This window comes from Pseudomonas sp. P4_B3 (assembly GCF_056402295.1).
This window is the reverse complement of sequence record NZ_JBFUHR010000020.1, coordinates 143119-167429: the sequence shown is the minus strand read 5'-3', so window position 1 is coordinate 167429 and position 24311 is coordinate 143119. Positions and strand designations below refer to the sequence as shown.

The window sequence follows — 24311 nt, the reverse complement described above, 5'->3', positions numbered from 1 at the left end:
CCAAGCCGACAACAACGCTGCTGAAGGCAAGGTCGACTAACCCTTACCCATTCGAAGTATCGACATCAAAAGGAACGCGCCATGTCTATTCGTGAACTGCTCAACCCAACCAACTCCGCCCTGATCCTGATCGACCACCAGCCGCAAATGGCTTTCGGCGTGCAGTCCATTGATCGCCAGACCCTGAAGAACAACACCGTGGGCCTGGCCAAGGCAGCGAAGATCTTCAACGTGCCGACCATCTACACCTCGGTCGAAACCGAAAGCTTCAGCGGTTACATCTGGCCTGAATTGCTGGCAGTGCACCCGGAGCAAAAGCCGATCGAGCGCACCTCGATGAACTCCTGGGAAGACAAGGCACTGGTAGACGCGGTGAAAGCCACCGGTCGCAAGAAGCTGATCATTGCCGCGCTGTGGACTGAGGTCTGCCTGACTTTCCCGGCACTGGAGGCCCTGGCTGAAGGCTACGAGGTGTACATCGTCACCGACGCCTCCGGTGGCACCAGCAAGGAAGCCCACGACATGTCGGTGCAACGGATGATTCAGGCCGGCGCGGTACCGGTGACCTGGCAACAAGTGTTGCTCGAATACCAGCGTGACTGGGCGCACAAGGATACTTACGAAGCGGTGATGGAACTGGTGCTGGAACACAGCGGCGCGTACGGCATGGGCGTGGATTACGCCTACACCATGGTGCACAAGGCACCGCAGCGGCAGGTGAAGTAACCGAGAAAATTATCGCGACACCTGTGGGAGCGAGCAGGCTCGCGATGGGGGAGGGTCAATCGACAACATTGTTGAATGACCCAGCGCCATCGCGAGCAGGCTCGCTCCCACAGTTTTTTTGGGTGTTACACCCTGCGTTTTTCCGCTTCGGGAATATGGCTCACGCCCAGCACCGCCGGCAATATCCCCGCACGCAAATCCGTTCCGCTCGGCTGCTGATACAGGCTCAAGCCAAACTCCGGCAGCACCGCCAGCAGGTAGTCGAAAATATCCCCCTGGATCCGCTCGTAATCAGCCCACGCCGTGGTGCGGGTAAAACAGTAGATTTCCAGCGGAATACCCTGGGCCGTTGTCTGCATCTGACGCACCATGCAGGTCATGTTCGGCTGGATCTCCGGGTGACTCTTCAGGTAGGCCAGTGCATAGGCGCGCAAAGTGCCGATGTTGGTCATCCGCCGACGGTTGGCCGACATGGCCGCGACGTTTCCCTGAGCTTCGTTCCAGGCCTTGAGTTCGGCCTGTTTGCGGGTCATGTAGTCAGTGAGCAAGTGCACCTGGGACAGCTTCTGCTCTTCGTCGTCACGCAGAAAGCGTACGCCGCTGGCGTCGATGAACAGACTGCGTTTGATCCGGCGCCCACCGGAAGCCTGCATGCCGCGCCAGTTCTTGAACGACTCGGACATCAGGCGCCAGGTCGGGATCGAGACGATGGTCTTGTCGAAGTTCTGCACCTTGACCGTGTGCAGGGTGATGTCCACCACATCGCCGTCGGCACCCACCTGTGGCATCTCGATCCAGTCGCCGACCCGCAGCATGTCGTTGCTGGTCAACTGCACGCTGGCGACGAACGACAGCAGGGTGTCCTTGTATACCAACAGAATCACCGCCGACATGGCACCCAGACCCGACAGCAACAACAGCGGCGAGCGGTCGATCAGCGTGGCGACGATGACGATCGCGCCAAACACGTACAACACCATTTTCGCCAGTTGCACATAGCCTTTGATCGAGCGGGTGCGGGCGTGCTCGGTGCGGGCGTAGATGTCCAGCAGGGCATTGAGCAGGGCGCTGACCGACAGCAGCAGAAACAGCAAGGTGAAGGACAGCGCGACGTTACCGAGGAAATTCAGACTGGTCTTGCTCAGGTCCGGCACCAGATTGAGACCGAACTGGATCACCAGCGAAGGCGTGATCTGCGCCAGGCGATGGAACACCTTGTTCTGCAGGAAATCATTGACCCAGTGCAAGGCCGGCTGGCGGCCAAGCATTTTTGCCGCGTGCAGAATGAGGTAACGCGCCACCCGTCCGAGGAACAGCGCAATTGCCAGCAGCAACAACAGCGACAGGCTGGAGTGCACGAGCGGGTGCTGGTCGAGGGCACCCCAAAGGTCCAGGACGTTGGTCCAGAGCTGTTTGATATCCATGGTCGAAAACGATTCTTCTGTAAGGCGCGAGAGGGGATTAGAGCATTTAAGGCGCTTTGTATTACGTTTCGGGAAAAATCAGGCAACAAAAAACCAACTGTTTACCGCCATTTGTATAAAGAAACTCGGCCTGAGCGCTCGAAACCGTTACCCTATGCAGCTGTTTTTTTGCATTTCTTCGAGGTAGCACCCGTGTTTTCCCAATTCGCCCTGCACGAACGCCTGCTCAAAGCCGTGGCCGAGCTGAAATTTGTCGAGCCAACGCCTGTGCAAGCCGCGGCCATCCCGCTGGCGCTCCAGGGGCGTGACCTGCGGGTGACGGCGCAAACCGGTAGCGGCAAAACCGCTGCATTCGTTTTGCCGATCCTCAACCGTCTGATCGGCCCGGCGAAAATCCGCGTCAGCATCAAGACCCTGATCCTGCTGCCGACCCGCGAACTGGCCCAGCAGACCCTGAAAGAAGTTGAACGCTTCTCGCAGTTCACCTTCATCAAGTCCGGCCTGATCACCGGCGGCGAAGACTTCAAGGTCCAGGCCGCGATGCTGCGCAAGGTGCCGGACATCCTGATCGGTACGCCGGGCCGGATGATCGAGCAACTGAACGCCGGCAACCTCGACTTGAAGGAAGTTGAAGTACTGGTGCTCGACGAAGCCGACCGCATGCTCGACATGGGCTTCGCCGAAGACGTGCAGCGTCTGGTGGACGAGTGCACCAACCGTCAGCAGACCATGCTGTTCTCCGCTACGACCGGCGGTTCGGGTCTGCGCGAGATGATCGCCAAGGTCCTGAACAACCCTGAGCACTTGCAGCTCAACGCGGTCAGCCAGCTGAACGACACCACCCGCCAGCAAATCATTACCGCTGACCACAATCAGCACAAAGAACAAATCGTCAACTGGCTGCTGGCCAACGAGACCTACCAGAAGGCCATCGTCTTCACCAACACCCGGGCCATGGCCGACCGCATCTACGGTCGCCTGGTGGCGCAGGAATACAAAGCGTTCGTGCTGCACGGCGAGAAAGACCAGAAGGATCGCAAACTGGCGATCGACCGCCTGAAGCAGGGCGGCGTGAAAATCCTCGTGGCCACCGACGTCGCCGCTCGCGGCCTGGATGTCGACGGCCTGGACCTGGTGATCAACTTCGACATGCCGCGCAGTGGCGACGAATACGTGCACCGCATCGGTCGTACCGGCCGCGCCGGCAACGATGGCCTGGCCATTTCGCTGATCTGCCACGGCGACTGGAACCTGATGTCGAGCATCGAGCGCTACCTCAAGCAGAGCTTCGAGCGCCGTACGATCAAGGAAGTCAAAGGCACCTACGGCGGACCGAAAAAGGTCAAGGCCTCGGGCAAAGCCGTCGGCGTGAAGAAGAAAAAGACCGACGCCAAGGGCGACAAGAAAAAAACTGCCGCCAAGACCCCGACCAAGCGCAAGAGCGCCAACCGTCCGAAGAGCGACTCCCTGGTCAGCAAGGACGGCATGGCCCCGCTCAAGCGCCGCAAGCCAGAAGCGCCGGCTGCAGAGTAAGCCGATGCCGTGACCAAAAAAACCGGACAAATGTCCGGTTTTTTATGCTCGAAATTCCTCAAACGATCAGCTTTCGGCTTTCTTGTCCGTCGTCTGCAACTCCTTCGAACGCTGATCAATCAACTGGTATTTAATCGCCTATGAGTTTGACTCTCTGATCCATTGGGGACTCTCGATTCCAGGGCAAGGTCAGGCACCTCCTGACCGTATTTCATACCTGTAAACGATGTCTCCGGTTTAAAACATAAAGGATGTCCCCGGTTTCTACCCGGGCAAGCCCGCTCCCACTCGGGCCTGGTGTGAACACATATCTTATGTACGACACAAAACCTGTGGGAGCGTGGCTTGCCCGCGAAGGCCGCGCCTCGGTGCCTGGGGGGCTAACCACTGTGGCAGCAACTCGACTTCGCTTGTTCCTCATACCGGTCGTGATGCCGCACCCACTCCATGATTTCCTCTTCGTTGCGGCCCTTGGGCGTCAGATCGAGGTAGTTGTAGGCGCCGACCAGCATGTCCAGGCCCCGGGCATAGGTGGAGTAGGTATGGAAAATTTCACCGGCGTCATTGCGATAAAACACGCTGAGACCGGGGAGTTCTTCCTCGGAACCGTCGGTTTTTTCGTAGTTGTACGTAGCCTTTCCGGCGGCGACGTCTTCGGCCCGGGCGCAGACGCCAAAGTCGTAGTTGAAATCGCATCCTGCCGACGACACCCAGTCGAACTTCCAGCCCATGCGCCGTTTGAAGGCCTGGAATTCGGCAAACGGTGCGTGGGCAACCGCCACCACGGCCACGTCATGGTGGGCCAGGTGCTGGTTGGCGCCGTCGATGTGATCGCTCAGGTACGAGCAACCGGGGCAGCCCTCGTCCCAGCCCTCAGCGAACATGAAGTGGTAGATGACCAACTGACTGCGGCCGCCGAACAGGTCCGCCAGTTTCAGTTCGCCGTCGGGCCCCTGGAAGCGGTAGTCCTTGTCGATTTTCACCCAGGGCAGGGCGCGGCGTTCGGCGCTGAGCTTGTCCCTTTCCTTGGTGAAGGCTTTCTCGCGGGCCAGGTGCTGTTTGCGGGCGGCGAGCCATTCTTCCCGCGACACGACGGGATGGTTCTGGATGTTCATATTGTTTTCTCCTGCGTGGGGCGGGGAGGTGACTTACACAGCCTAGTCGTTTGGCTCGCGTGGATTTCGACATGCCACCGGTCGGTCGTCAGCAAATTCCCGGCTGATCGACAGCAGTATTCCCGGCAATGATCACCCGCGACAGGTGCTGGACGAGCAGGCTCGCTCCCACATGGGGCTTGTGTTGCAGTCAGCCTTGTTTCGCCGCTTTCAGGCACTTCAAATCGCTGAAGTCCTTCCTCACACCTTCAATTTTCTTCAGTAGTCGTGCGCGCTGGTTCGGCGTGCTTTCAGCCATCAGATCTACGAACAGCGAGCGTGCCTGGGCCTCGGTGTTGGCAAAGGCCTGACGATAAGCGGGTGTCCACAAACTCTCGCGATTGACCAGAAGTGTCTCGATGCGTTGTGGGAATTGGGGGCTCTGGCGTTGCGCAACGGCCGCGCTGAACTGCTTCTGCCAATGGACGCGGTTGGCAAGCCACTGGGTGTTCTGCTCGCCCAAGGCACTGGACCATGTGGCTACCCGCTGTTGCTGGGTAGTGCTCAGTGGCCCGAGCCAGTCATTCAAGCGCTTCTCCATGCGCGCGCTGCGCTCCTTGATCTGCTGGTCGAGGGAGGGTTTGAGGTATTCCTCCTGGCGTTTGCGCTGGTCCTTGGCAAAGGCGTCGTTCATTTCGGCGACTTGCTTGTCATCCAGCCCTTGCAACAACTCGATGGCCGACGGGGTGATTTCCCGCGCGGTCTCGGCGATCGCCTGTTCGGCTTCGTGGGTGCGGGCCTGCAAGGCGGCATCGGTGACCTGGTTGGTGGCGATCATGGTTTGCAGGCGGTCCAGCCAGTCGAGATAGCCGGGCAATTGGGTGGTGCAATGCCAGCTCAGGTGTTCCTTCAGGCGTTCGTCCAGCCAGCTTTTTTGCTCGCCGTTCATGTCCAGGTAGTCGCTGAGCGTCCACGGGATGATCACATCGAGATTGCGGTAGGCCAGGCCCACGCGGCTGCACGCACCGAGGGCGACGGCGATGGTCAGCACAAAGGCGATATGTTTGAGCCAGCGGGACATGGGCGAATCCTTGCGAAAGCCAGCCTTCGGGGTCTGATTCTCATGTGAACCCGGGAGGAGCCCGGCAGTTCAGCCGATCAATAGAACGCGTGTTCGGCCTTGAGCGTCACCAGCCCGTCGCACTGGCTGTTGTGCCCGGCATAGGCCGAGCAACCGCTGCCGCTCAGGCTGGAGTCACTGTAGATCAGGTCGAGGTCGATGCCCATGAACGGGCGGGACAATTTCAGTGACCAATCGGTAAAACTGCCTACATACCCGCCATCTACCGCTACTGGCGTATTGAATTGGTGGGTGGTGTATTTCAGGCTGATGCCGACACCGAACGGTTGATTGCCGCTCAAGTCCGCGAACAGGGTGTTGTTCTGTTTGTCCGGGTCATTGCTGAAGGCGATGCCGAAACGACTGCCGAGCAAGGTCAGGCCGCCGAACAGTTCCTGGCTGTCGGGGGTCGTGACTTCGGGGTAGCTGTAGCGGATCAGGCCCACTTCGTAGCCGAGGGTTTGGTCGAAGGGTTGTTTGAAACCCATGTAGGAGTCGAGCTCGAGGTTTTTTCCCGGGCTGATGCCCATGCTGGGCGACCATTGGCCCACGTAGAAACCACTGCCGTGGCTCAGGTCCAGGCCGCCGTGGAACGAGCCGACGGCCGAAGGCTTGACCAGACCCTGGGCCATGCTGCGGGTGGGGGTGGTGCCGAGCTTGAGGTCGAAGCCCCCCAGCTCACGCTGAAAGATTTGTGCGTGTGCTACGGAGCAGGCCAGCAGGCTGGCGAGCAATGCCGATAGATAGAAGGGTTTGAACATGCGTCACTCCATGAACAGCGAGGACAGGCTGGCGGGCCCGCTGAAACGCTTGATCCAGACGTGTGCAAGGATACCGGCGAATGATCGGCAATGAAGGCCGTTCGTCGATTTTTAGAGGATTTGAAGAAGTGCCAGAGGAGTGATGAGGGTTCCAGTCCAAGCGCTTCGAAGCTCAAAGCGCTTTGGGACCAGGTGACGCGAGGGAATTACTTTTTGCCCAGGGTGATCTGCTTGGACGGGCCGAACGTCTGGCCGCTGACGCCTTTGGCAATTTGCTGGATTTCACCGCCGGACTTGAGGAATGCAGCGATCTGGCTGTTGATCGATTCGCTGGTTTCGACGGCTGGAGCTGGCTTTGCTTTGCTGGTGGATGCTTTTACACGCATGGCGGCCATTAACCTGTAGAAAATTAACTTGGCCAGGCATCGTACAGGAATAACCTGATAATTGCTTGGCAAATATCCCCTCGGCATATTCGTGAGGTCGGGGTAAACAGGCATCGGCCAGTATTCGAAATAGGTGTCTAAGCCGCTGTTTTAACTAAGAACATTGCCTGGAAAAATACCGCGTTACGCTGGCCTGAGCATGGCGTAAATACCCGGATCGGTCTGACGAGCGGCCAGGTGCTCGATGCAAACCCCGGAAAATCAAGGCCTTCAGAGGAATTTCTCGTACCACCGGGCCGGGTGCCGAACGCGGCGACTAAAACCGGGTAGAATGCCGCCCACGCAATGAGGGTATTGGACATGGCTTTAGTCGGGCGTTACAACAGTTTGCAAGTGGTTAAACACACTAACTTCGGTTTATATCTGGACGGTGGTGCGGATGGCGAAATCCTTTTGCCTAATCGTTATATTCCAAAAGATACTCCTAGCGAAGATGAAGACTGGCTCAACGTTTTTATTTATCTGGACAGCGATGACAAACTCATCGCAACTACTGAAAAACCGAAAGTTCAAGTCGGTGAATTCGCCAGTTTGAAAGTTGTTGAAGTCAACAGCATCGGCGTATTCCTGGACTGGGGTTTGCCGAAAGACCTGTTGCTGCCGTTCTCCGAAGAGAAGCGTCAGATGACGGCGGGTGAGTATGTGGTGGTGCACGTCTACCTCGACAAACACACCCGTCGCATCACCGCGACCGCGCGTCTGGACCGCTACCTGGACAAGACCCCGGCCAACTACACCGCGGGCCAGGAAGTGGATCTGCTGGTGGCCGAAGCCACGGACATGGGCTTCAAGGCCATCATCAACAACAAGCACTGGGGCCTGATCCACAAGAATGAAATCTTCAAGTTCATGCGCGCCGGTAAAGAAGAAAAGGGTTTCATCAAGGAAGTTCGCGCCGACGGCAAGATCAGCCTGAGCCTGCAACCGGTCGGCCAGGAAGCGGCCACCAGCCTGAACTCGAAGATCCTCGCCAAGTTGCGCGAAAACAACGGCAGCCTGGCGGTCAGCGACAAGAGCGATCCGGCGTTGATCAGCAGCCTGTTTGGTGTCAGCAAGGGCAACTTCAAGAAGGCCATTGGTGCATTGTACAAGAATGGCCAGATTGTCATTCATGCCGATCGTATCGAGCTCAGTTGACCCCACTCTGACGTGTAGGAGCTGCCGAAGGCTCGGTCCGCGCTCGGGCGATCTTTTGATCTTTAAAAATCAAGATCGCAGCCTTTGGCAGCTCCTACAGGGGCATTTTCTGGCCTACTGGTTAATAATCGACAACATGATTCATCGCCCTGGTGATTTCTTTTCAACGAGAAGGCCGGGGTTTTGCTTTTTTTCTGCCGAGTCTTTGCCATGGATTGTGTCTTCGAGGTGTTCCGGTGAGCGCCACCCGGCGCAGCGCCGACGGGTTTGCCCTGCAAGTGATGGTCGGGTTGTGCCTGGTCTGGGGCGTGCAGCAGGTGATGATCAAGTGGGCGGCGGCCGATATTGCGCCGGTGATGCAGGCGGCTGGACGTTCCGGCATGTCGGCGTTGCTGGTCGGGCTGCTGATCTGCTGGAAGGGCGGCTGGAACCAGGTGGGGACGACCTGGCGCGGCGGTCTGTTGGCCGGTGCCTTGTTCGGCCTGGAGTTCTTCTTCATTTCCGAAGGCCTGCAACTGACCACGGCGGCGCACATGTCAGTGTTTCTCTACACCGCGCCGATCTTCACTGCATTGGGTGTGCACTGGTTGTTGCCCAGTGAGCGTTTGCGGCCCTTGCAATGGCTGGGGATTGTCCTGGCCTTTATCGGGATTGCCATCGCGTTTGCCGGCGGGGTGTCCTGGGACAACCTTGATTACCGCATGTTGATGGGCGATGCCTTGGGTGTGCTGGCGGGTGCTGCCTGGGGCGCGACCACGGTAGTGGTGCGCGCCTCGCGCCTGTCGGAAGCGCCGGTGACCCTGACGCTGTTCTATCAGTTGATTGTCGGTTTCTTCGGATTGTTGTTGATTGCGCTGCTCAGCGGCCAGGTCACCCATGTCAGCCTGACCACCGTGGCGGTCGCCAGTGTGCTGTTTCAGGGCGTGATCGTGTCGTTCTTCAGTTACCTGATCTGGTTCTGGCTGCTGCGCCGGTACCTGGCGGCGAACCTCGCGGTGTTTTCGTTCATGACGCCGTTGTTCGGCGTCACGTTCGGTGTGGTGCTGCTGGGCGAGGCGCTGAGCTTGAACTTCGTCATCGGTGCCGTGCTGGTGTTGGCGGGCATCACCTTTGTCAGTGCTGAACAGTGGCTGCGCCGTCGTTTGCGCAAAGCCCTCGGTCAGCACTGACCGGCGCGAGCAACAGACCGCCGGCGAGCAACAGACCGCAGCCGGCAACCACCAGTGCCGGCTGCAAACCGCCACTGAAATGACTGCTCAGCGCCGCCAGCAATGGCCCGCTCAGTTGGCCCACGGCGAAGCAGGCCGTCAGCAGGCCGGCATTGCGCTGGGTAGCGTGGGGCGCCAGTTCCCGGGAACGCTGCATCACCAGTTGCATGCAAGCCAGGAATGGCGTGCCGCACAGGATCACACCCAACGCCAGACCTGGCCCGTTGCCCAGCAGGCAGGCGAACACGCCGGCGGCTTGCAGCCATAACGTCGCCATCAACCAGTGACGCGTTGCTCCCGGCCTTTGGCGACGCAGACTCACCAGCACCACACCCGTGGCAGCCGCCAGGCCAAAGCACGGCCAGAACAGGTCGGCCTGCCATTGGCCATGGAATTGCGCGTTGGCCATCTGCGACAGAAAGGTCGCCGGGATGATGTAGCCCAATCCGTACAAGCCATAGATCCAGCCCAGACGACCGATGCCTTGGGTGTGCGATGCGTTGGCGCTGGGCGCAGCAGTCGCGGTTGTGTCCGGTTGTGGCAGGAATGGCAGGATCCCCAGCAGCATCGCCAGCCCTGTGGCGGCGTACACCAGCCACAAGGTGGCGGAAGTCTGGCCCAGCAGGTTCGAGCCCAGGGCCAACAAACCTGTCAGAAAAATCCCCAAACCCGGTCCGGCGAAGACCAGGGCGCCTAATCGTGGGCGACCGGCCGCTGCCGCGAGCGGCTGGCTCAGGGCGGTGATCATCACCAGCACCCAGGCGCTGGCCACACCGGTGCCGAAGCGCAGCAGCAGGTGCGACCAGAAACCATTGGCCCAGAACGACGCCAGGGTCAGCAGTACGCAGAGCCACAACCCGCCCAGCAAGCGCCGGCGCACTTGCGCGGGACGCCGGGAGAACATGGCGTCCACCGCGCCGATGAAATAACCGAGGTAATTGGCGGCGGCAATCAGTCCGGCGGCGGTCAGGTCGATCTGACCTTCGCTGAGCAGGTGCGGCAGTTGCGGTGTCAGGGCAAAACGGCCGATGCCCATGGCCATCATCAGGGCAACGAAACTGGCGGATAAGCGAATCAAGGGAGACATGGTCTGGATTCCGTTCAGAGGATCGATGACCGTCAGGCTAGGATTGATTGATTTTCTTTAAAAATGAATAATAGTGAGTAACTTGTTCTTTTTTGGAGAATGCCGTGGAATTCAGCCAATTGCGCATCTTCCAGGCGGTGGCGCAAGAAGGGTCCATCACCCGGGCCGCCGAACGGCTGCATCGAGTGCCGTCGAACCTGTCGACCCGGCTCAAACAGCTGGAGGAGCAACTGGGTGTCGAACTGTTCCTGCGCGAGCGTCAGCGCTTGCAGTTGTCGCCTGCGGGAAAAGTCCTGCTGGACTACACGGCCAAACTGTTTGCCTTGCGCGACGAAGCCAGCGCGGCAGTGCAGGGCGGGCAACCGGTGGGCGACTTCGTGCTCGGCACCATGTACAGCACGGCGGCGATTCATCTTCCGCGGCTATTGGCGCGCTATCACCGCCTGTATCCGGCCGTGAACCTGCAAGTGCAATCCGGGCCCAGCGGTGAATTGCTCGAAGGCCTGCTCACCGGCCGACTCGATGCGGCACTGGTGGATGGCCCCATGGAACTGGCCGGGCTCGACGGGGTGCCCTTGTGCGAAGAGCGCCTGGTGCTGATCAGCGAGGCCGATCATCCGCCCGTGCGCAGCGCGCTGGATGTGCAAGGTCGTTCGGTGTTCACCTTTCGCCAGGGCTGCTCCTACCGCATGCGCCTGGAGGCCTGGTTCGCCAATGACCACGCGGCCATGGGCCGGGCGATGGAGATCGAGTCCTATCCGGGGATGCTGGCGTGTGTGATTGCCGGTTCCGGTGTGGCGCTGATGTCGGAGTCGATGCTCGCCAGCCTGCCGGGCCGTGAGAGTGTGGCAGTGCATCCGTTGGCCGAGCCGTTCGCCAGCGCTACCACTTGGCTGATGTGGCGCAAGGGCATGGTCGGGGCCAACCTGAATGCCTGGATCGAGCAACAACAGGTGGTTTTTCCTACGGCACAGGTGCAGGCGCGGGAAATTGCCTGAACACAGGCTGATTGTGATGGATTCAGTAACAGATCATTGCGACTTTGCGCGAGCATTGCACGGGACTTCGGACTATTATCTGTGCGAAGGGGCTAGAGAATTTTGGCCGCTCGGCACTACCCTGAAGGGGGCACCATGAAAGAGAAAATTCAAAACTGGCTGCATGACCTGGGCGTGGCTCTCGGTTTGATCGAACCGCCAATGCAACCCGTGCCTGTTCGTACTGACGACGAACAGCGTCGGCGCCAGCAGCGACGCCGGTAATGGCAGATAACATCTGACAGGTGAAAGGTTTTCCGTGGCGAGGGAGCAATCTCCCTTGCCGCTTCGTGTACGTTTGATCAGCAGCCTTAGTACCGCCCGATCTCCAGCAAGAACCGGCTCAAATCATTCGCCGTCCTGGCGGATTTCAGCATCCGGTCTTCTTCCACGGTAAACGCCGTTACACCCAGCTCATCTTCCAGATGGAAGATCAGTTCTTCGATATCTTCTTTATCCAGTCCCAACTGCGCCAGGCTGGCGTTGTCGTCGAAGTCATCCCGGCCTTCCAGCAGGCGGCTGATGTAGCGATGCACGACAGCACGAACGGCAGCTTCTTTCATGAACGTTCTTCTAGGAGGTAGTTGTAATTCTTCCTGCCGTTGAGTACAGCAGGCTTTAGCCGTGTGAGCGCTGCCATTCGTCAATCATGTTGCGCAAATGCTCCCCGGAAAAACTGCCGAAATGCCCGCCATGCACCGTGCGGATCGACAGCTCACGCAAGCGTTGCAGGCTGCGCGCGTAGTCATCGAGGTTGGAGTGGTAGGCGTCTTCGATCAGCGGGCCGTCGTAGATGATGTCGCCGCTGAACAAGGTCTCGGTGGCGGCTTCGTACAGGCAGATGCCGCCCGGTGAGTGCCCCGGTGTGTGCACGACCTGCAACACCCGATTGCCCAGGTCCAGCACATCTCCATCTTCGACAAACCCCGTGGCCGGTGCGGCCTTGACCCGGTATTCGGCGTAGCACAGCGGGCAATCAGGGTGCGCCTCGAACATGTCGTCGCCGACAAAGGCTTTGCTCAGGTCGTTGTCGCCATTGGGCGCGGCGAGAATGTCCGCCTCGGCCGGGTGCACCAGTCGTTCAGCGAACTCGTGATGACCGGCGATGTGATCGAAATGGCAGTGGCTGGCCACCGCCACCAGCGGCCGCTCGGTGATCCACGGCAGTTGCTCGCGCAGGCTGACCAGGCCCGAGCCGCTGTCCAGCAGCAGGTCTTTGTCACGACCCTGGATGTGCCAGAGGTTGCAGCGGTAGAAGGGGCGGATGTACGGCTCGTGAATCAGGCGGATGCCGTCACTGAGCGGTTTCACTTCGAACCACTGGTCGCGAGAAACAATCTTCATAAAATGTTTTCTCCAGACGAAAAAAAACGAGTATGGCAACCGACGCCACACTCGTCGAAGAAAAAGTCATTCCATTCTTTTCAGTTTAGGCAGCGCTGGCCACAGTCACCGGGCGACGGGACAGCAGGCTGACCACCACGAAACTCACCAGGCCTACACCGAGGCTGTAGTAGATCGGGGTGTTGGCATCCAGACCGTCCTTGAACATGAACAGCAGCGCGGTGGCGAAGCCCATGCCCATGCTGGCGATAGCGCCGGCGGTGGTAGCGCGCTTCCAGAAAATCGCACCCATCAGCGGGATCAGCATGCCGCCGACTAACAGGTTGTAGGCCAGGGTCAGGGCGCTGATCACGTCGTTCACGATCAGAGCGATGCCCAGTACCACGATGCCGGTCAACAGGGTGAACAGGCGGTTGATCGCCAGGCTCGACTGTTTGCCGCCACGCAGTTTCGGCAGCAGGTCTTCGGTCAGGGTGGTAGCAGCGGCCAGCAGGCCGGCGCTGGCGGTGGACATCATGGCGGCCAGTGCGGCAGCGATCACCAAGCCACGGATACCGTCCGGCAGGGACAGTTTGACGATGGCGGCGAAGGCGTTGTTGACGTTGTCCAGATCCGGGATCAGTACGTGGGCAGCCATGCCGATCAGGGCACAGGCCAGGCCGTAGAGGATGCAGTAGATACCGGCCGCGGTACCGGCAACCTGAGCCACTTTGGCGGTCTTGACGGTGAACACCCGTTGCCAGATGTCCTGACCGATCAGGATGCCGAAGAAGTAGATCATGAAGTAGGTGATGATGGTGTCCCAACCGATGGTGGTGAAGCTGAAGCTCGCCGCCGGCAGTTTCAACACCAACTCATCCCAGCCGCCAACGCGGTACAGGCAGATTGGCAACAGGATGAACATCAGGCCTACGGTCTTGATGATGAACTGGACGATGTCGGTCAGGGTCAGCGACCACATGCCGCCGATGGCGGAGTAGATCACCACTACGCCGCCACCGAGCAGTACCGAGATCCAGAACGGCAGGCCGAACAGCACTTGCAGAACGGTGCCGATCGCCAGGATCGAGGTCACGCCGATCATCAGCGCGTAGGCCAGCATGATCACCGCGCTCGCGGAGCGGGCCATCGGGTTGTAGCGTTTTTCCAGCACCTGGGTAACGGTGTAGATCTTCAGTTTCAGCAACGGTTTGGCGAGGAACAGGTTCAGCGCGACGATCCCGCAACCAAGGGCCGCACACAGCCAGAAACCGGAGAGGCCATGCACGTAGCCCAGACGCACGGTGCCCACGGTGGACGCGCCGCCCAGAACGGTGGCAGCCATGGTGCCCATGTACAGGCTTGGGCCGAGGTTACGACCGGCGACCAAGAAGTCTTCGTTGGTCTTGGCCTTGCGCATGCCGTAGTAGCCGAGTATCAGCATCGCGGCGGCGTAGATGAGTACGACGAATAAATCCAAAGCCATTGTTGCGTGTCTCCGATTGTCTTTTTTATGTGAGGCTGAAATCAATCCTGTGGGAGCGAGCCTGCTCGCGAATCAGGCGCCACGGTTTTTCAGGCAAACCGCGTCATCGTTCTTCGCGAGCAGGCTCGCTCCCACAGGTAGTGCGTTTAATCAGGCGGCTTGACGCAGCGCCGGTTTAGCGAGCGAATCCGTGCTCTTGCTGCGAAGGTCGTTCGGGCCGAACACTTCGCGTGGTTCCGGGAACAGGCTCAGCAACGCCAGGTACACCACCGAGGCCAGGCCCAGGGTCACTGGCAGGCTGATGTCGATACCACCGGCCATTTCGCCCAGTGGCCCGACGAACTGACCCGGCAGGTTGACGAAGCACAGGCCGACGGCCGCGCTCGGGATCCAGGCGCCCAGGCCACGCCAGTTCCAGCCGTGGGTGAACCAGTAGCGGCCACCTTTCTCGCCGCGGGTGAACACTTGCAGGTCATCCGGGCAGTAGAAGCCGCGACGCACCAGCAGGCCGATGATCATGATCACCATCCACGGGGTGGTGCAGGTGATGATCAGCACGGCGAAGGTCGACACGCTCTGCACCAGGTTGGCCGCGAAGCGCCCGATGAAGATGAAGGCAATCGACATCACACCGATCAGCAGCGTGGCCTTGACCCGCGACAGCACCCGTGGGAATACGCTGGACATGTCCAGGCCGGTGCCATAGAGCGAAGTGGTGCCGGTGGACATGCCGCCGATCACCGCAATCAGGCACACCGGCAGGAAGAACCAGCTCGGCGATACCGCCAGCAGGCCGCCGACATAGTTGTTGGCGGCGATGTAGTCCGGTGCCTTGATCGCTACGATGGTGGCGGTGGTCAGGCCGAACAGGAACGGGATGAACGTCGCGATCTGCGAAATCACCACCGCCGCCATGATCCGGCGCTTGGAAGTGTCACGCGGAATGTAGCGCGACCAGTCGCCGAGGAACGCACCGAAGGAAATCGGATTGCTCATGGCCACCAGTGCAGCACCGATGAAGGCAGCCCAGAAACCGGGTTGGCCCATGTTGACGGTGCCGGCGTAGTTCACATCGAAGGGACCGGCGAAGGCGAAGATGCCCAGCAGGAACAGCAGGCTGGCACTCCACACCGCGATCTTGTTGACCCACAGCAGGAAGCGGAAGCCATAGATGCACACGGTCAGTACCAGGATCGCGAACAGACCGTAGGCCAGGCCCAGGGTCAGGTCGGTTTCCGGCAGGCCGATCAGGCGTTTGGCGCCACCGATCAGCGCATCACCCGAACTCCACACCGAGAGCGAGAAGAAGGCGATGGCGGTCAACAGCGACAGGAACGAGCCGACGATCCGCCCGTGCACGCCGAAGTGCGCACCGGAGGACACGGCGTTGTTCGTGCCGTTGATCGGGCCGAACAGGCCCATTGGCGCGAGGATCAGCGAACCCAGCAATACGCCCAGCACAATCGCCCAGACGCCCGCCTGGAACGACAGGCCGAACAGTACCGGGAAGCTGCCGAGAACGGCGGTGGCAAAGGTGTTGGAACCACCGAAGATCATCCGGAACAAGTCCGTCGGGCCTGCGGTGCGTTCGTTGTCCGGGATCTGTTCGACCCCGTGGGTTTCAATTTGCGTAAGGCTTTGGTCTTTGTTGTTGTTATTCATGATCAGCTCCGATCATAAAGGCGCGCTCATCGTGCGTGAGCGTCACCTGTGTTGGCTAAGGGGGTGGCAGCCCTTCCGGCATCGCGGACAAATGTTCGTGGCAGGCCAGCCATAGGCCTTGTTGTTCTTGGCCAGACGCTTGTTTCTTGAAAACAATCGTCTCGCGCTCCTGGCTAAAGTGCTGCTCCCCTTGCATGCGCAACTCGGTGGCTACGTCATGGATGAAAATCGCCACGTCACCCTGCAGGCTGACGAAAGCGTTGCTTGAGGTGCACGAGAGCACCTCGAAGCCATCCTCGCAGCGCCAGCCGTCCCACATCGCCTGATAGGCGTCGCGTGACAGCAGGGGCTGTTCGAGGGTGTAGAAGACGAAGCTGGCATCGGTGCTGAACGCACCGAAGTAGGCTTCGCGATCGTTACGGGCAAAAGCGGACACCAGATCGGCGGCGGCTTTCAAAACCTGATCACGTTCGTTCATGAACCATCCTCAGCGATGGACTACGCCAGGCAGTACGCAGAGCATTTCGTACAGCAGGTTGGCGGCCAGCAGCGAGGTGTTGCCGGTGGTGTCGTAAGCGGGCGAGACTTCTACCAGATCGCAACCGACCAGGTCGAGGCCTTGGCAGCCACGAACGATCTYGATCGCCTGAATGGTCGTCAGGCCGCCGATTTCCGGGGTGCCGGTACCAGGTGCCCAGGCCGGGTCGATGCCGTCGATGTCGAAGCTCAGGTACACCGGGCCGCCGCCGACTTTCTCGCGGACTTCAGCCATCAAAGGCTCCAGCGATTTGTGCCAGCACTCTTCGGCCTGAACCACGCGGAAGCCCTGGTTGCGGCTCCAGTTGAAGTCATCAGCGGTGTAGCCCTGGGCGCGCAGGCCGATCTGCACGACACGGTCCGGGTCCAGCAGGCCTTCTTCAACGGCGCGACGGAAGGTGGTGCCGTGGGCGATTTTCTCGCCGAACATGTGATCGTTCACATCGGCGTGGGCGTCGATGTGCACCAGGCCGACCTTGCCGTGCTTCTTATGGATGGCACGCAGGATCGGCAGGGTGATGGTGTGGTCGCCGCCCAGGGTCAGGGGGATCACGTTGTGTTCGAGGATGTCGTCGTAGGCTTCTTCGATGATGCGTACGGCGTCCAGCAGGTTGAAGGTGTTGATCGCCACGTCGCCGATGTCGGCAACCGACAGCGAGTCGAACGGCGCAGCACCGGTGGCCATGTTGTAAGGACGGATCATCACCGATTCGGCGCGGATATCGCGAGGCCCGAAACGGGTGCCAGGGCGCAGGGAGGTACCGATGTCCAGCGGCACGCCTACGAAGGCAGCGTCCAGGCCGGCAGCAGTTTGCAAGTGGGGGAGTCGCATCATGGTGGCGATGCCGCCGAAGCGCGGCATTTCGTTGCCGCCCAGTGGTTGGTGAAGAATCTTGTCCACGGGTAAGGCCTCATCGTCGTTGTTTTATTTATTGGGTTGCGCCGTTCACGGGAGTACGGGCGAACTTTGTGGCGCCGATTCTGCGAAATGTAGTGGCCGGGAAGAATCGCTACGGGCAAATACTTAGTTCAGATTTTTCTAAACTAATGTGCGCGAGGTCGATAGACTTCACCGCAACACGAAAGCTGCAGATAAACCTGTAGGAGCTGCCGCGACCCAGAGTTTGGAGTACCCATGGCCAACGCTTTACCCGACCTGAAACTATTGCGCATCTTCGTCAGCGTGGTGCGCCATCAGGGGTTCGCCAACGCCCAGCAGGAGCTCAATCTCTCGACGTCGGCCATCAGCACCTACATGAGCCAGCTCGAAGCAGCCCTCGGCCTGGTGTTGTGCCATCGCGGCCGTGGCGGTTTCAGCCTGACCAGCAAGGGCGAGTTGTTCCATCAGGAAACCCTGCGTCTGTTGGGCGAACTCGAAGGCTTCGAGCAGTACGCCGCCGCCCTCAAGGGCGAGTTGCGCGGTACCTTGAACCTCGGGGTAATCGATTCCACCGTCAGCGACAAGGCCCTGCCGTTCGCCGAAGCCATCGGCGCCTACAGCCAGGAACACCCGGCCGTGCACTTGCACCTGTCGGTGATGAGCCCTTACGAATTGCAACTCGGGGTGCAGGACAACCGTCTCGACCTGGCCATCGGCGCGTTTTCCACGCGCATGAGCGGTCTGGTGTACATGCCGCTGTACCGTGAACAACACTGGTTGTATTGCAGCACGCGGCATCCGCTGTTCAACGAGCGGCGCATTCCCGAGCAAGTGATCACCCAGCAGCGCATGGTCGGTCGTGGCTACTGGAGCCAGGCCGAACTGGCGCGCCACGGTTTCAAGCACAGCGCCGCGACGGTAGAAAGTATGGAGGCCCAGTTGATTCTGGTGCTGTCCGGCGCCTACATCGGCTACCTGCCGGAGCACTACGCCCAGGCCTGGGCCGACAAGGGTGACCTGCGGGTGTTGCTGCCGGCGACCTTCGGTTATCAGGCGCCGTTCTCGATGATCGTGCGTCGGGGCCGTAGCCGCGAGCCGCTGATCCAGACGTTCCGCGACTTGCTTAAAGCCCAACTGAATCAGGCCTGAGAAGATGTCCAGAATCCAGTGCCCGCGCTGCCTGCGCCCGCAAAGCCACTGCCTGTGCCCATTGATCCCGAGCCTCGACAGCCGCACCCGGGTGTTGCTGTTGCAGCATCCGAGCGAAGTGAACCATGCGCTGAATACCGCGCGGCTGGCGGCGTTGGGTCTGAACAATGCCGAGCTGATCGTGGGGGAAGTGTTCGAGGACTTGCCGACGTTGTTGAACCGGCCGGGGTATCAGGCGCGGCTGTTGTTTCCCGGTGACGATGCGCAGCCAATGCAAGCTTATGCCGCGACAGACGAACCGTTGTTGCTGGTTGTCCCGGACGGCACCTGGCGCAAGGTGCGCAAGTTGCTGCACCTCAATCCGCTGCTGGCGGCGTTGCCGAGGGTGATGCTGGCAGAGGGCGGTGTGTCGCGCTATCGCCTGCGCAAGGCGCCGGGGCCGGGGGCGTTGTCGACGGTGGAGGCGATTGTGCAGGCGCTGGAAACCCTCGAAGCGCCGGCGACGTTTGCGCCGTTGCTGAAACCATTCGAAGCGTTGATCGAGGGGCAGATTGCGGCGATGGGGGAGGAGGTTTTTCAGCGTAATCATGGGTCGAAGTAGTTGTTGGTTGTGCGGGACCCATCGCGAGCAGGCTCGCTCCCACATTGGTTCTTCGGCGAACACAATTTTTGTAACCACCGAAAATCCCCTGTGGGAGCGAGCCTGCTCGCGATGGCGGTTGAACAATCACAGAAGATCTTGAATGGTGACTACCGCTCCCGCATCGCCTCGGTCCGCGCTTTCAGCACCGGTTTAAGCAGGTAATCGAGCACCGTTTTGTCCCCGGTAATAATGTCCACCGTCGCCACCATCCCCGGGATGATCAGCAGTGGTTTGGCGTCCCCGCCCAAATGGTTTTTATCGGTGCGCACCTGAATCAGATAGAAGCTGTTGCCCTTGTCGTCGGTGATGGTGTCGGCGCCGATCAACTCCAGTTTGGCGCTCAGGCCGCCGTAAATGGTGTAGTCGTAGGCACTGAACTTGACCATGGCTTTCTGGCCCGGATGCAGGAATGCAACGTCCTGCGGGCGGACCTTGGCTTCGATCAGCAGGTTGTCTTCCAGCGGCACGATTTCCACCATGTCGCTGCCGGGCTGGACCACGCCGCCGATGGTGTTGACCTTCAACACCTTGATGATGCCGTGAACCGGGGAGACCACGGTGGTACGGGTCACGCGGTCGTCGATGGCGATGCTCGATGCGGTGATTTTCGACAGGTCGGTGCGTTTCTCATTCAGTTCTTTGGCAGCTTCCGAGCGGAAGGTTTGTTCCGACTCGTCGATCTTGCTTTTGATCTCGTTGATCGCCGATTCCGCCCGGGGAATCGCCAGGGTGGTGGCGTTCAACGAGCCACGTATTTCCACGGCGCTGCGTTTGAGGCGCAGGATTTCCACCGGTGACACCGCGCCAGTGCCTACCAGCGGCGTGGACATGTTCATTTCCTGTTGCAGCAGCGCCAGGCTGGAGCTGAACTGCCCCTGTTTCGAGCGGAACTCTGCCAGCTCCTGGGTTTTTTGCCGAAGTTGCTCGGTCAGGGTGCGCTGTTCGCTGGCCAGTCGGCGTTGCCGCTGCTCGTACAGCGAGCGCTCGTCTTCTGCCACTTGCGGAGCCTTGGCGATCACTTCTTCTGACAATTTGAACGGCCGGCCTTCGGCTTCGGCCGAAAGCCGTTCGACCTGCGCGGTCAAGGCATAGCGATCGGCTTCGCTTTCGCCCTTGTTCGACAGATAGCGCGTGTCATCCAGGCGCAGCAAAGTGTCGCCCTTGTTCACCATTTGCCCTTCACGGACGAAAATTTCAGTGACGATGCCGCCCTCCAGGTTCTGGATCACCTGGACTTTGCTCGACGGAATCGCCTTGCCTTCGCCCATGGTCACTTCCTGCAACACGGCGAATCTGGCCCAGACCAGTGCGCTGACCACCAGCGCGGCGGCCAGCCACACAGTGATGCGCGACCAGCGCGGTGAGTCCTGCAACGAGGCGCCGGCGGTTTCCGGCATGAACTCGGTTTCGGCACTTTTGTTGAAACTGTCGAAGTAGCCGCGAGATCCTCGATGGGCAGACATGGACGACTCCTAGACAGCGGCAGAGCCGACACGGCCCTTGCGCAGTGCATCGATGACCGCTTCTTTCGGACCGTCGGCGACGATCCGTCCGTTGTCCAGCACCACCAACCGGTCCACCAGGCTCAGCATCGAAGTGCGGTGGGTCACCAGCAGGAGAGTTTTGCCCTGGACCCAGCCGTGAAGTTTTTGCCGCAGGACGTCTTCGCTGCTGTTGTCCATGGCGCTGGTGGGCTCGTCGAGCAGCATGATGGGCGGGTCGAGCAACATGGACCGGGCCATCAATACGGCCTGGCGCTGGCCGCCGGACAGCAGTTGCCCGCGTTCGCCCACGGGCCGGTCGAAGCCTTGCGGGTGTTGCCGGGCCAGTTCGGTGACGCCGGTCATTTCCGCCACTTCGAGCATGCGTGAGTCACTGATGTAGCGCGCGCCGAGGGTCAGGTTGTCGCGCAGGCTGCCGGCCAGCAGCGGCAGGTCGTGCGCGACGTAACCGATTTGATGGCGCAGATCGGCGACGTCCAGTTGCCGCAGGTCCAGGCCATCGAGCAGCAACTGGCCTTCATCCGGTTCGTAGAAGCCCATCACCAGTCGCGCCAGGGTGCTTTTGCCTGAGCCACTGCGGCCGATAATGCCGATGCGCTCCCCGGGTTTCACGCTGAAGCTGATATTGGCCAGGGCGGGAGCACTCTGGCCGTTGTAGTGGAAGGTCACGCCGACAACATCCAGCGCGCCTTGCAGTTGGGTGCGCTCCAGTGGCCGTTGTCTGGCATCGCGCTCCTGAGGCAGGCCCATCAGCGCATCGGTGCTTTTCATGGTCAGTTGCGCTTGCTGGTAGCGGGTGATCAGGCCGGCGATCTGTCCCAGCGGCGCCAGCACCCGGCTGCCGAGCATGTAGCTGGCCACCAGGGCACCGACGCTGAGGTTGCCGGCGATGATGCTGTAGACCCCGGCGACGATGGTCGCCATGCCGGACAGTTGCTGGATGAACAGCGTGCCGTTGGTGGCCAGGGCCGAGAGGTTGCGCGCATGGCTGTCGAGGCGGGTGAGGGCGCCGTGGGTGCTTTCCCATTTGTGCTGGCGCTCGCTTTCGGCGCTGCAGGCCTTGAGGGTTTCCAGGCCGCTGAGGGTTTCGATCAGCAGTGCCTGGCGTTCGGCGCCGAGGCTGAGGCTTTTCTGTACGGTGTCGCGCAGGCGTACCTGGATCACCATGGCGAAGATGATGGTGATGGGAAACGCCAGTATCGGGATCATCACCAGCCAGCCACCGAGCAGGCCGATCACCAGCAGCATCAGCAGGCAGAAGGGCAGGTCGATCAGGCTGGTGAGGGTCACGGCGGTGAGAAACTCCCGCAGGCCCTGGAAGTCATGAATGCTTTGGGCGAAACCACCGATGGTCGCCGGTCGCGCTTTCATCGCCATGCCGGTGATGCGCTCGAACAGGGTGGCCGACAGGATCACGTCGGTTTTCTTGCCGGCGGTATCCAGCAAGTGCGCGCGCACGACCCGCAGCACCAGTTCGAAAACGGTGCCGATCAGCAGACCGATCGCCAGCACCCACAAAGTCGAAGTGGCCTGGTTCGGCACCACGCGGTCGTAGGTCTGCATCACGAACAGCGGCACCATCAGGCCCAGCAGGTTGATCAGGAAGCTCGCCAGGATCGCATCGCTGTACAGCCATTTCGACAGCTTCAGCGTATCGCGAAACCAGGCCTGGACCCGAGGCACCAGCGGCGAGCGCAAGTCTTCGAGTTCGTGGCGTGGGCGGGCAAACAACGCCTGGCCACTGTAGTGTTCGGCCAGCTCCTCGGGGCTGAGCCATTGTTCGCCGCCGTCGGCTTCGCTGGGCAGGATCAGCACCTTGCCGTCCTCGCTATAACGACGCAGGACGGCCGTGCGGCCGTTGTTGAGCAACAGCAGCACAGGCAGGTTGAGCGCGGAGATGTCTTTGAGGTCGCGGCGCAGCAAGCGCGCCTGCAAACCGGCCCGGGCCGCTGCACGGGGCAACAGGTCCAGACTCAGGCGTTGGTGTGCCATGGGCAGCCCGGCACTCAGGCTGGCGCGGCTGACCGCCGCGCCGTGGAGTTTGCAGAGGATCAGCAGACCGTCCAGAAGCCTTTTGACTTTGCTTTTGAGCAATCAAGATCAAAAGATCGCAGCCTGCGGCAGCTCCTACAGTTATTTCATTTCAGGCAGACGCGCTTCGTTTTTCACTTCGGTCTGGGCGATCGCATCGGCGGGCAGTACGACCCGTTGTTTGCTCAACAACTGGCCCATGTTCGCCAGGACTCGGTACATCGAAAACTCTTCGGTGTAGCGCACTTCGGTGTAGCGACGGTTGGCGTTGTAGAGTTCGTTTTCACTGTCGAGCAGGTCCAGCAGGGTCCGTTGACCGAGGCCGAACTGATCCTGGTAGGCGATGCGTACGCGTTTGCTGGTGTCGGCGTATTCACGGGCGGTCGGGGTTTGTTTCTTGGCATTGACCATGGCGTTCCAGGCCAGGTGAATGTTCTCGTTGAGCTGGCGCAGGGCATTGTTACGAATGTCCATGGCCTGGTTGATCTTGTGCGAGTCGGAGGCCAGGCGCGCCTTGTCGCTGCCACCGCGGAACAGGTTGTAGTTCATTAATACACCGACCCGCCATTCATTGTCGTGACCTACATCACCCTGCACGTTGTTGTTCGCGCCCACGGCGGCCTCGGCGTCGAAGCGTGGGTAGAACGGCGACTTGGCGACCTCGTACTGGCTTTCGGCCGATTGCACGTCGGCCTGGGCGGATTTCAGGTAAGGGTTGTTTTCCACCATGCTCTGCTGGGCTTCGGGCAGGGAAGTGGGGACTTCGCCGCGAATCGACGGCGGGGTTTCGAGCTCATCGGGCATGCGCCCCACAACGGCGTAGAAGTTCGACTCGGCGTCAGCCAGATCGACTTCGGCGGTGTCGAGGTTGTTTTCTGCCAGTGCCCGGCGAGCCGAGGACTGGTCGGCATCGGCGTTGCTGCCCACGCCGCGCTGGGTGCGCAGGCCGATCTGGTCGTTGACCCGCAAGTGCGCTTGCAGGTTGTTCTTGGCCAGTGTCACCAGTTCGCGGCGCTTGAGCACTTCGAGGTAAACCTCGGTGGTGCGCAGGGCCAGGTCCTGAGCCGTACCTTGAGCGTAATAGGCTCGCGAGTTGACCACGCCCTGGGTGCGCCCGACTTCATTGGCAGTGTTGAATCCGTCGAAGAGCATTTGCCGCAGACGCAATTCCGACTGGGTGTAGTTGAGGGTTTCGGTGTGGTGATTGCCGAACGCCCGGGTATTGGTGTTATCGCTGTACCCGCGTCCGTAGGCGGCGTTCAGATCAACCGATGGATAAAACCCCCCTTTGGCGACCTTCACATCCTCATCAGCCGACAGACGGCTGTCCACCCGCGATGCCAGCTCCGGGTGGGTCGCGATGGTGCTCTGGATTGCGTCGGTCAGCGTCATGGCCTGGGCCTGGGACGAGCAGGCCATGGCCAAGAGAACCGCGCTGCAGAGGGGGGTTAATAGGCGCATGGTGCATCTCCCTGATTCCTGATGGTGCTTATCAGTTGCCAATTATTTGACGATATTTGTAGGT

General features: G+C 60.3%; 23 protein-coding genes. 8 read left to right on the top strand and 15 right to left on the bottom strand.

Annotation, left to right across the window (positions count from 1 at the left end; translation table 11 throughout):
* Positions 1 to 81: 81 nt before the first annotated feature.
* Entirely contained in the window at positions 82 to 726 is a 645-nt protein-coding gene (locus AC1DWG_RS23015) for a hydrolase (protein ID WP_108218556.1), read from the top strand.
* 125 nt (positions 727 to 851) lie between these two features.
* On the opposite strand, the gene AC1DWG_RS23010 is transcribed toward AC1DWG_RS23015, so the two are convergent.
* Positions 852 to 2150, bottom strand: coding sequence for a mechanosensitive ion channel family protein (locus AC1DWG_RS23010; RefSeq protein ID WP_477752916.1), 1299 nt, complete (start codon positions 2148 to 2150; stop codon positions 852 to 854).
* A gap of 192 nt (positions 2151 to 2342) precedes the next feature.
* On the opposite strand from AC1DWG_RS23010, the gene AC1DWG_RS23005 reads away from it, so the two are divergent.
* Positions 2343 to 3683, top strand: a complete 1341-nt coding sequence (locus AC1DWG_RS23005; RefSeq protein ID WP_007972492.1) for a DEAD/DEAH box helicase — start codon at positions 2343 to 2345, stop codon at positions 3681 to 3683.
* A gap of 380 nt (positions 3684 to 4063) precedes the next feature.
* Here AC1DWG_RS23005 and AC1DWG_RS23000 read toward each other — a convergent pair whose 3' ends face one another.
* From AC1DWG_RS23000 to AC1DWG_RS22985, 4 genes are all read right to left on the bottom strand, one after another.
* Positions 4064 to 4798: a DUF899 domain-containing protein gene (locus tag AC1DWG_RS23000; RefSeq protein ID WP_477762573.1), complete on the bottom strand. Its 735-nt coding sequence runs from the start codon at positions 4796 to 4798 to the stop codon at positions 4064 to 4066.
* A 190-nt stretch (positions 4799 to 4988) separates the two neighbouring features.
* Positions 4989 to 5858, bottom strand: coding sequence for a DUF6279 family lipoprotein (locus AC1DWG_RS22995; protein ID WP_477762572.1), 870 nt, complete (start codon positions 5856 to 5858; stop codon positions 4989 to 4991).
* Between the two features lie 77 nt (positions 5859 to 5935).
* Positions 5936 to 6658 carry a TorF family putative porin gene (locus tag AC1DWG_RS22990; protein WP_477762571.1) on the bottom strand — a complete coding sequence of 241 codons (723 nt, stop codon included), beginning with the start codon at positions 6656 to 6658 and terminating at the stop codon, positions 5936 to 5938.
* A gap of 206 nt (positions 6659 to 6864) precedes the next feature.
* Complete coding sequence (locus tag AC1DWG_RS22985) at positions 6865 to 7053, bottom strand: hypothetical protein (RefSeq protein WP_015096330.1); 189 nt, start codon at positions 7051 to 7053, stop codon at positions 6865 to 6867.
* A 351-nt stretch (positions 7054 to 7404) separates the two neighbouring features.
* Here AC1DWG_RS22985 and AC1DWG_RS22980 point away from each other — a divergent pair, with 351 nt between their 5' ends.
* Together AC1DWG_RS22980 and AC1DWG_RS22975 are read left to right on the top strand one after the other, a co-directional pair.
* Positions 7405 to 8241, top strand: coding sequence for a CvfB family protein (locus AC1DWG_RS22980; protein WP_477762570.1), 837 nt, complete (start codon positions 7405 to 7407; stop codon positions 8239 to 8241).
* Positions 8242 to 8477: 236 nt separating this feature from the next.
* A complete protein-coding gene (locus tag AC1DWG_RS22975) occupies positions 8478 to 9410 on the top strand; it encodes a DMT family transporter (RefSeq protein ID WP_477755391.1) in 933 nt (310 codons plus the stop codon).
* On the opposite strand, the gene AC1DWG_RS22970 is transcribed toward AC1DWG_RS22975, so the two are convergent.
* Positions 9355 to 10536 (bottom strand): MFS transporter, encoded by a 1182-nt coding sequence (locus tag AC1DWG_RS22970; protein ID WP_477762569.1) that lies wholly within the window; start codon positions 10534 to 10536, stop codon positions 9355 to 9357. The genes AC1DWG_RS22975 and AC1DWG_RS22970 overlap by 56 nt on opposite strands.
* Positions 10537 to 10640: 104 nt before the next feature.
* On the opposite strand from AC1DWG_RS22970, the gene ptrR reads away from it, so the two are divergent.
* Both ptrR and AC1DWG_RS22960 read left to right on the top strand, forming a co-directional pair.
* The gene (gene ptrR, locus AC1DWG_RS22965; protein ID WP_477762568.1) at positions 10641 to 11534 is read left to right on the top strand and encodes a putrescine utilization regulator PtrR; all 894 of its coding nucleotides are present in this window, start codon (positions 10641 to 10643) and stop codon (positions 11532 to 11534) included.
* 135 nt (positions 11535 to 11669) lie between these two features.
* Positions 11670 to 11798 carry a PA1414 family protein gene (locus tag AC1DWG_RS22960; protein ID WP_263986899.1) on the top strand — a complete coding sequence of 43 codons (129 nt, stop codon included), beginning with the start codon at positions 11670 to 11672 and terminating at the stop codon, positions 11796 to 11798.
* A gap of 86 nt (positions 11799 to 11884) precedes the next feature.
* Here AC1DWG_RS22960 and AC1DWG_RS22955 read toward each other — a convergent pair whose 3' ends face one another.
* The 6 genes from AC1DWG_RS22955 to speB all read right to left on the bottom strand — a co-directional run bounded on the left by AC1DWG_RS22955 (position 11885) and on the right by speB (position 17482).
* Positions 11885 to 12136 carry an acyl carrier protein gene (locus tag AC1DWG_RS22955; protein WP_477762567.1) on the bottom strand — a complete coding sequence of 84 codons (252 nt, stop codon included), beginning with the start codon at positions 12134 to 12136 and terminating at the stop codon, positions 11885 to 11887.
* A gap of 55 nt (positions 12137 to 12191) precedes the next feature.
* The gene (locus tag AC1DWG_RS22950; protein ID WP_477755387.1) at positions 12192 to 12917 is read right to left on the bottom strand and encodes an MBL fold metallo-hydrolase; all 726 of its coding nucleotides are present in this window, start codon (positions 12915 to 12917) and stop codon (positions 12192 to 12194) included.
* A gap of 85 nt (positions 12918 to 13002) precedes the next feature.
* Positions 13003 to 14382 (bottom strand): sodium:solute symporter family protein, encoded by a 1380-nt coding sequence (locus tag AC1DWG_RS22945; protein ID WP_477762565.1) that lies wholly within the window; start codon positions 14380 to 14382, stop codon positions 13003 to 13005.
* A gap of 150 nt (positions 14383 to 14532) precedes the next feature.
* Positions 14533 to 16044 (bottom strand): purine-cytosine permease family protein, encoded by a 1512-nt coding sequence (locus AC1DWG_RS22940; RefSeq protein WP_477755385.1) that lies wholly within the window; start codon positions 16042 to 16044, stop codon positions 14533 to 14535.
* 55 nt (positions 16045 to 16099) lie between these two features.
* Positions 16100 to 16522 (bottom strand): YybH family protein, encoded by a 423-nt coding sequence (locus AC1DWG_RS22935; protein WP_477755384.1) that lies wholly within the window; start codon positions 16520 to 16522, stop codon positions 16100 to 16102.
* A gap of 9 nt (positions 16523 to 16531) precedes the next feature.
* The gene (speB, locus tag AC1DWG_RS22930; RefSeq protein WP_477788389.1) at positions 16532 to 17482 is read right to left on the bottom strand and encodes an agmatinase; all 951 of its coding nucleotides are present in this window, start codon (positions 17480 to 17482) and stop codon (positions 16532 to 16534) included.
* 234 nt (positions 17483 to 17716) lie between these two features.
* Between speB and AC1DWG_RS22925 the strand changes: the two genes are divergently transcribed.
* Both AC1DWG_RS22925 and AC1DWG_RS22920 read left to right on the top strand, forming a co-directional pair.
* On the top strand, positions 17717 to 18610 hold the full coding sequence (locus AC1DWG_RS22925; protein ID WP_007972518.1) for a LysR family transcriptional regulator: 894 nt from the start codon (positions 17717 to 17719) through the stop codon (positions 18608 to 18610).
* A 4-nt stretch (positions 18611 to 18614) separates the two neighbouring features.
* Entirely contained in the window at positions 18615 to 19211 is a 597-nt protein-coding gene (locus AC1DWG_RS22920; protein ID WP_477762563.1) for a tRNA-uridine aminocarboxypropyltransferase, read from the top strand.
* 149 nt (positions 19212 to 19360) lie between these two features.
* On the opposite strand, the gene AC1DWG_RS22915 is transcribed toward AC1DWG_RS22920, so the two are convergent.
* Genes AC1DWG_RS22915 through AC1DWG_RS22905 form a run of 3 tightly spaced genes read right to left on the bottom strand, consistent with a single transcriptional unit; the run spans position 19361 to position 24247 of the window.
* The gene (locus tag AC1DWG_RS22915; protein WP_477762562.1) at positions 19361 to 20716 is read right to left on the bottom strand and encodes an HlyD family type I secretion periplasmic adaptor subunit; all 1356 of its coding nucleotides are present in this window, start codon (positions 20714 to 20716) and stop codon (positions 19361 to 19363) included.
* A gap of 9 nt (positions 20717 to 20725) precedes the next feature.
* On the bottom strand, positions 20726 to 22849 hold the full coding sequence (locus AC1DWG_RS22910; protein ID WP_477788388.1) for a type I secretion system permease/ATPase: 2124 nt from the start codon (positions 22847 to 22849) through the stop codon (positions 20726 to 20728).
* Between the two features lie 39 nt (positions 22850 to 22888).
* Positions 22889 to 24247, bottom strand: a complete 1359-nt coding sequence (locus tag AC1DWG_RS22905) for a TolC family outer membrane protein (RefSeq protein WP_477755379.1) — start codon at positions 24245 to 24247, stop codon at positions 22889 to 22891.
* Positions 24248 to 24311: the final 64 nt, after the last annotated feature.